1 protein-coding gene is annotated in these 8,713 nt (G+C 53.5%); it reads right to left on the bottom strand.

The features are described 5' to 3' along the window. Positions 1-8,704, bottom strand: an 8,704-nt coding sequence (locus tag ACXAH1_RS09815) for an Ig-like domain-containing protein (protein WP_475196368.1), incomplete at its 3' end; no start/stop codon positions are given. Positions 8,705-8,713 lie beyond the last annotated feature (9 nt).

Here is an 8,713-nt window from a genome sequence, read left to right as displayed (position 1 = left end):
TCACCGTCACACTGTTGCCCGACTCGGCACCCGAACCGGCGATCAGCACATCGTTATCTTCCGCGGCATTCACAATACCATCGGTTTCAATTGGCGTGGTGATGGTGACCGCAGATGGTGCTGCATTATCTAGGGTAATGGTTTGTGTCGCAGCCGTGGAGGTGTTGCCCGCCGTATCCGCCTGGGTGGCCGACACCGTCAGGGTGCCATTGTTCAGGCCACTGACATCCAGCTCACTGCCACTCAGCGTCCAGTTGCCTGAGCTGTCGGCGGTCACGGTGCGACTGACAGATGAATTGTTATCCGTGATGGTCACCGTCACACTGTTGCCCGACTCGGCACCCGAACCGGCGATCAGCACATCGTTATCTTCCGCGGCATTCACAATACCATCGGTTTCAATCGGCGTGGTGATGGTGACCGCAGATGGTGCTGCGTTATCCAGGGTAATGGTTTGCGTGGCAGCCGTGGAGGTGTTGCCCGCCGTATCCGCCTGGGTGGCCGACACCGTCAGCGTGCCATTATTCAGACCACTGACATCCAGCTCACTGCCGCTCAGTGTCCAGTTGCCTGAGCTGTCGGCGGTCACCGTGCGACTCACCGAGCTGTTGTTGTCGGTGATGGTCACCGTCACGCTGTTGCCCGACTCGGCACCCGAGCCGGCGATCAACACATCGTTATCTTCCGCGGCATTGACAATACCATCGGTTTCAATCGGGGTGGTGATGGTCACTGCTGACGGCGCTGCGTTATCCAGCGTAATCGTCTGGGTCGCAGCCGTGGAGGTGTTGCCCGCCGTATCCGCCTGGGTGGCCGACACCGTCAGGGTGCCATTGTTCAGGCCACTGACATCCAATTCACTGCCGCTCAGCGTCCAGTTGCCAGAGTTATCGGCCGTCACCGTACGGCTCACCGAGCTGTTATTGTCGGTGATGGTCACCGTCACGCTGTTGCCCGACTCGGCGCCTGAACCAGCGATCAGTACATCGTTATCTTCCGCGGCATTGACAATGCCATCGGTTTCAATCGGGGTGGTGATGGTGACCGCAGATGGTGCCGCGTTATCCAGGGTAATGGTTTGTGTCGCAGCCGTGGAGGTGTTACCCGCCGTATCCGCTTGCGTGGCCGACACCGTCAGCGTGCCATTATTCAGGCCACTGACATCCAGCTCACTGCCGCTCAGTGTCCAGTTGCCAGAGTTATCGGCGGTCACCGTACGGCTCACCGAGCTGTTATTGTCGGTGATGGTTACCGTCACACTGTTGCCCGACTCGGCGCCCGAGCCGGCGATCAGCACATCGTTATCTTCCGCCGCATTGACAATGCCATCGGTTTCAATCGGGGTGGTGATGGTCACTGCTGAGGGTGCTGCATTATCCAGGGTAATGGTTTGCGTGGCAGCCGTAGAGGTGTTGCCCGCCGTATCCGCCTGGGTGGCCGACACCGTCAGCGTGCCGTTGTTCAGACCACTGACATCCAGCTCACCACCGCTCAGCGTCCAGTTGCCAGAGTTATCGGCGGTCACCGTGCGGCTCACCGAGCTGTTGTTGTCGGTGATGGTCACGGTCACACTGTTGCCGGCTTCCGCACCGGAGCCCGCAATGAGTACGTCGTTGTCTTCCGCGGCATTGACAATGCCATCGGTTTCAATCGGCGTGGTGATGGTCACTGCTGAGGGTGCTGCGTTATCCAGGGTAATGGTTTGCGTGGCAGCCGTGGAGGTGTTGCCCGCCGTATCCGCTTGTGTAGCAGACACCGTCAGGCTGCCATTGTTCAGGCCACTGACATCCAGTTCACTGCCGCTTAGCGTCCAGTTGCCAGAGTTATCGGCGGTCACCGTACGGCTCACCGAGCTGTTGTTGTCGGTGATGGTCACCGTCACGCTGTTGCCCGACTCGGCACCCGAGCCGGCGATCAGTACATCGTTATCTTCCGCGGCATTGACAATGCCATCGGTTTCAATCGGCGTGGTGATGGTGACCGCAGATGGTGCTGCGTTATCCAGGGTGATGGTTTGCGTTGCTGCGGTCGAGGTGTTACCCGCCGTATCCGCCTGCGTGGCCGACACCGTCAGGGTGCCATTGTTCAGGCCACTGACATCCAGCTCACTGCCGCTCAGCGTCCAGTTGCCAGAGTTATCGGCGGTCACCGTACGGCTCACCGAGCTGTTGTTGTCGGTGATGGTCACCGTCACGCTGTTGCCCGACTCGGCGCCCGAGCCGGCGATCAGCACATCGTTATCTTCCGCGGCATTCACAATACCATCGGTTTCAATCGGCGTGGTGATGGTCACTGCTGAGGGTGCTGCATTATCCAGGGTAATGGTTTGCGTTGCTGCGGTCGAGGTGTTACCCGCCGTATCCGCCTGCGTGGCCGACACCGTCAGGGTGCCATTGTTCAGGCCACTGACATCCAGCTCACTGCCACTCAGTGTCCAGTTGCCAGAGCTGTCGGCCGTCACCGTACGGCTCACTGAGCTGTTGTTGTCGGTGATGGTCACCGTCACGCTGTTGCCCGACTCGGCGCCTGAACCAGCGATCAGCACATCGTTATCTTCCGCCGCATTGACAATACCATCGGTTTCAATCGGGGTGGTGATGGTCAGCGTCGAAGGTGCCGCGTTATCCAGGGTAATGGTTTGCGTTGCTGCGGTCGAGGTGTTACCCGCCGTATCTGCTTGCGTGGCCGACACTGTCAGGGTGCCATTGTTCAGGCCACTGACATCCAGCTCACTGCCGCTCAGCGTCCAGTTGCCTGAGCTGTCGGCAGTCACAGTACGACTCACCGAGCTGTTGTTGTCCGTGATGGTTACCGTCACACTGTTGCCCGACTCGGCACCCGAACCGGCGATCAGCACATCGTTATCTTCCGCCGCATTCACAATGCCATCGGTTTCAATCGGCGTGGTGATGGTCACGGCAGAAGGTGCTGCATTGTCCAGCGTAATGGTTTGCGTCGCAGCCGTAGAGGTATTACCTGCGGTATCCGCTTGCGTGGCCGATACGGTGAGCGTGCCATTATTCAGGCCGCTAACATCCAGCTCACTGCCGCTCAGCGTCCAGTTGCCTGAGCTGTCGGCGGTCACGGTACGACTGACTGACGAATTGTTATCCGTGATGGTCACCGTCACGCTGTTGCCCGACTCGGCACCCGAACCGGCGATCAGCACATCGTTGTCTTCCGCCGCATTCACGATACCATCGGTTTCAATTGGGGTAGTGATAGTGACCGCAGAAGGAGCTGTATTATCCAGCGTGATACTTTGCGTTGCTGCGCTAGAAGTATTGCCCGCGGTATCAGTTTGAGTCGCCGAGACCGTGAGAGTCCCATTGTTCAGACCACTGACGTCCAGTTCACTGCCGCTGAGCGTCCAGTTACCTGAGCCGTCGGCAGTCACGGTGCGACTGACAGATGAATTGTTATCCGTGATGGTCACGGTCACACTGTTACCCGACTCAGCGCCGGAGCCCGCAATCAACACGTCGTTGTCTTCAGCCGCGTTGACGAGCCCATCTACTTCGATAGGCGTGGTAATGCTAACAGCAGCCACACTGGTGTCGACGGTTACAGAGAGACCTGAACCATCGGCAGTATTACCAGCTGTATCCGTTGAGCGAGCTGTCATGGTATGTGTGCCTGCTGATAAAGCAGACGTTGTGATAGTCCATGTACCCAACGTTGCAGTGCCGGTGCCCACAGTACCATCAATGCTAGAAATCAGCGTGATGTCACCGCCATTGGGGCCTGAACCGGTAAACGTCGCTGTCGTATCGTTGGTTATATTGTCCGTATTAGATGTACCAGTATCACTGCTTGCATCTAGATCAGGTGTGCCAGGCGCAGAAGGCGCGGTTGTATCTATTGTGACACTTAAGCTACTGGATGCCGTACTCTCGTTGCTGCTTGCATCCGTTGCTTTTGCTGTGATGGCGTGCGTTACACCAGCAGTGAGCGCACTTGTAGTAATCTGCCAGTTGCCGCCTGTTGCAGTACCAGTTCCTATTACGGTTGTGCCACCACCTTCCTGATCACTGTACAATCTAACTGTTGAACCGCTTTCAGCTGTGCCACTGAAGGTTGGAGTGGTGTCGTTAGTGTTGTTGTCACTGTCTGACGAACCAGTGTCTGAGCTGGCGTCGAGGTCAGGAGTCGATGGTGCGTTAGGTGCAACATCATCATTCACAGTGATCGTGAACGCTTCTTGGAATGTTGTTGTAGAATCGCTCGTTTGTATACAAACAACGTAACTTCCAGCCGATAAGGCAGCTTGTGTTTCCAGGTTAGACCCATTGATCTGGAAGCTACCGTTGTTGGTGTCAGCACTACAAGTCCCATTGGCACTGGCGCCACTACTAACAATAGAATAAGTATGACTATCGCTGGTATCGGGATCTGTGGTGCTCAAAGTACCTATATTGGCGCCTGCGCCAGTCGCTGACTGATTGATTGATGCCGTATCCAGGCTAATATCGGTTGGATCATCATTTTGCGCAGTAATGGTAACAGATGCCTGATTAGTACCCGTACTATTTGCTGTGCCATCGTTAAAGGTATAATCGAGCGTTACAGATGCCGGTGGCGCTTCTGAGCTGTTCTGATAAGTAATATTTTGCAACACAGAATCAACGATTGCAGATGTTGCGCTGGTGTTGAACGTCAACACTAATGTGCCGGATGAGTTAGTGGTAACTGTACCGACCGTCGTCGAGTTGTAAGTAAAGGTACTGCTCTCAGTCAGGGTGCCCAGCAGGCCATTATTACCAAAAACATCCTGCGAGCTGGCACCGCCGTTGCGGGCAATAGTCAGGGTTGCGTTGTTGTAGTTACCTGCACCGCTGTCGAGCGCATCCAGCTCAGTGTCTGCAATCAAAACATCTGAATCAATCACCACAGCCGAGCCGTTTTCAATGAACGTTTGCCCACCATTGAGGTTACTAAATACAGGAACATCATTCGGCGTAATAAAGGTGATATCGGTATTTGCGCCATTGTCCGCCACCGTAAAATCAAGTGAATTGGCTGGCGCATTTGACAAGCTAATTGCCACTTCAATGGAGCTAAAATCAGTTGCATTGGTATCAACCTGAAGTGTGCTGGTACCATTAAAACGTACATTGCTGGTTGTCAGGCCCGTGACACTATTGATAGTAATAATGTCACCCACACTCAAATCGGTAATGGTGTCGCCATTGAGATCCGATGCGTCGCCAACAAAATTATCGTTGCCGGCGTTACCTGTCATCGAGTCTGTACCACCACCCGGGCGAATGGTGTCGGTCCCGCTACCACCTGTAATGGTGTCGTTACCGTCAAAGTCAGTGGCGGTCATATTAATGGTATCACCGCTAAGCGCGCTGGCATTCAGCGTAATACCACCGGCAAGCGCAAAGCCCGCGGCATTTGAGATAGTGACTGAATTACCATTGGAGTCAAAGTTATCTGTCAGTGTAATGGTAAAGATGTTATTGGTACCAATTGCCAGGTTTTCGATTTCGGAAACGCTGGTATTAGTAAAGTTAAACGTGCCCCCGTCCATGAGCTTGAGCGTTTCAGAGCCTGCAGCACCGGTGATCGCCGTAGTAAAGTTATTTGCCACATTTGCCGCATCAATCGCGACAGTTGCACCACTGGCCAGTGACAAGGTGCCAATATTAGTAAAGCCACCACTACTGACATCTGCACCATCTGAGGCACTCACTGTATCACCGGTAGTCGGGTCGCCGACCAACGAGCCATTGAACGCACTACCCGCTATGTCGAATGTGATTGCATCATTTGACACGGTTGCATCTATGGTGGCCGACGCATTGGTAACTGTAATTGTCCGCGTATTGGTGCTGTCGTCATTTACAGAATAGGTCTCTATGCCTGTGAGTGTTGTAAAATCTCCGTCACCACTGATGGTGATGGTCTCTGAGCCTGCTGCTGTCACTGTGCCGGTAAATGCTGCATTTTGCGCCGGGCTCATGGTCACTGATGCACCACTGGCCAGAGTCAGATTAACGATATTCGAAAGCGTACCGCCGGAGATATTTGCCCCTGAAGACATAGACAAAGTATCTGCCGTTGTGCCATCCCCCGTGAGTGTACCAGTGTAACTCAAGGTGCCGATATCAAAAGTAACCGCGTCTGTAGATGAAGAAGCCGTTACTGAAGTACCTGCAGCTGCAACGGTGACCGTTCTGCTGTTGGTGGATGAATCTCCAACCGAGAAGCTTTCCACATTCGACAGCGTGGTAAAGTTCCCATCACCCGAAATGTTGATAGTCTCAGTGCCTGCGGCCGTGATTGTGCCACCAAACAATGCTGGCTGGGAGGCCGTCATCGACACACTTGCCCCACCGGCCAGTGTCAGGTTTTCAAAGTTAGACACGGTTGCACCAGCTATACTGGCGCCCGAACTCATCGAAAGCGTGTCTGTGCCACCTGCGGCATTGAGTGTTCCGGTTGCGGTTAAGGCAGCTATGTTTATGGTGTCGTTACCACTGCTTCCCGTCACACTCTGACCAGCTGAGCTAAGCGTAATACTGTTCGCCGCGCCTAAAACATAAGTTTCGATGGCGCTTGCAGCTGTTAAACCGTCGGTTGCTGCAGAGATAGTTATACTTTCCGTCGCACTGCCGTTAATCGTGCTAAAGGCATCATGTTGTGCCTCAGTCATTGTTACCGATGCATTCGCATCCACAGTCAGGGTTTCAAAGCCGCTTACAGTAGCACCGGCAATGCTGGCCCCGTTACTCAATTGCAGTGTATCGGTACCGCCGCTACCAGCTAAAGTGCCTGTTGCGGTTACAGAGCCTGTTACCAGGGTGTCAGCCGAGCTGCTGCCCGTCACATTTTGTGCAGCACCACCCAATGTAAAGGTAAACCCAGCACCCAGCACGTAGGTTTCAATGTCAGCATCACCAGAAATCGTCGCATCCCCATCGGCACTGCTGAGTGTAAATTGGTTGGTCCCCGCACCATTAATGGTGGTAAATGACTCATGCTGAGATTCGGTCAGCGTTATAGACGCCCCGCTATCTGGTGTGAGTGTTTCAAAGCCACTCAGAGACGTTAAATTGGCCAGGTTAGTGCTGGTTGGCACCGAGAGAACATCGGTACCTGTTCCACCGCTTGCCGTAGAGCCAGTGGTATGGCTGGCATTAGCGATTGTCAGGGTTTCGTCTCCTCCCGCAAAAGTTATGGCTGGCGAGAGGTTGGTGCCGCTGCTTGTGTCAAACCCAGCGGCGCTTGAGCTGGCAGCAGTGACATCTGTCACACTGATAGTAGCAGTGCGCGTTGTACTGTTGGTCGACCCATCATTAATCACTACGGTTACCGAACGCGCAGTTTCATTTGGCGTGCTGGAGGTGTTATTGTATGTGATCGCCTGTAAAAACGTAGCAACTTCAGCGGCCGTTGCGGTGGCCCCCGTGATAGAAATCGTATCTTGAAGTGTAATGTCCGATGCCCCGGATACGCCTGTTAGCGCGTTTTGCGCAGAAGCGCTCACATTCAGACCTTCGGATGCACCATCCTGATCATTGGTCAGTGTAATTGTTATGGTTTTTAATGTATCACTGTCCGCTTCGGTTACTGACGCGCTGCTGGCGATATTGACCGCGCCACTGCCCTCCGAAAAACTGGCTGTGTTGTCATTGCCACCAGTTCCCGAGTTCAAATCAACCTCAGGCGCTGTATTAGGTGTACTGAAATTAAATGTGGTGTCGTCACTGATCCCCAGGAACGAATTTCCTGCCGAATCCTGCACTGCCGTTGCATCAATGCGGATAGCGTAAGTGCGATTACCTGTCAGGTCACTGGTAGGATTTAAATAGACTTTGTCGTTGGTGATACTGACACGCCCAGCACCTGGTGAAGTCGTTGTACCATCGCTTTCACTTGCAACGTCAAATACTTCAAAATCAGTGCTGTCGGTGACATTGCGAATGGTGATATTACCGCTACTCAGCGCAATATTCTCATCAAAGGCAATCTCAATATTGTTGCTCACAGAAACATTGGTTGCATCGTCAGTAGGTGTTGAGCTCGCACTGACAAAAGTAGGCGCGGTTGAATCTGAAGCCGCGGCGTCATCAATCTTGATACTTCTGATAAGATAACGAGAGTCAGCACCCGGACTACGGGTAAACGCCATAGTCACTGTATCAACGTCCTGCCATGCAGCATCAGTAAAATCCGTACCACGGGCCAGAGTAAACAGATCCTGTAACCCCGAGTTTGCTTCACCCCCTTTTGGCAGGGTGATGGTTTCTGTCACTGTTTGAGTACTATTAGAAAAACCAGTTAGTATCAGTTGATACGTTTTATCTGAGTCTCGGGCCGACCCCTGCATAAAGGTAATTTCGTCGAAACTGAAGTTAGTGCTGGATTTTTCATAGAAGCGGAAGCCACGATTATTGAACTCATTAATCATGGTATTTGAGTAAACAACGCCAGCCACAAACCCGAGATCATTCAGGCCTGTATACGCAGGGCTATCCGAGCTAGTGCCCGCATCTAACACCAAAGACACAGCACCCGCATTGGTCAGGGTAACCGAGGGCATACTCCCTGTAACACCAGTCTCCACCTCACTAAAACTCGAGCCTGACCCATTGGAATAGTTGATCGTCTGTTGTGCTGCCCATGCCTCACTAGAGAGCAATGCCGCCGACACCCCTGCTGATGTAACCGCTTTAGCAACCTGACTTAATCTCATTCTTCTCTC

Source organism: Pseudoalteromonas sp. AWH4_217, assembly GCF_056161105.1.
Note: the sequence above shows the minus strand (reverse complement) of the source record. Positions and strands in the feature narration are given on the sequence as shown.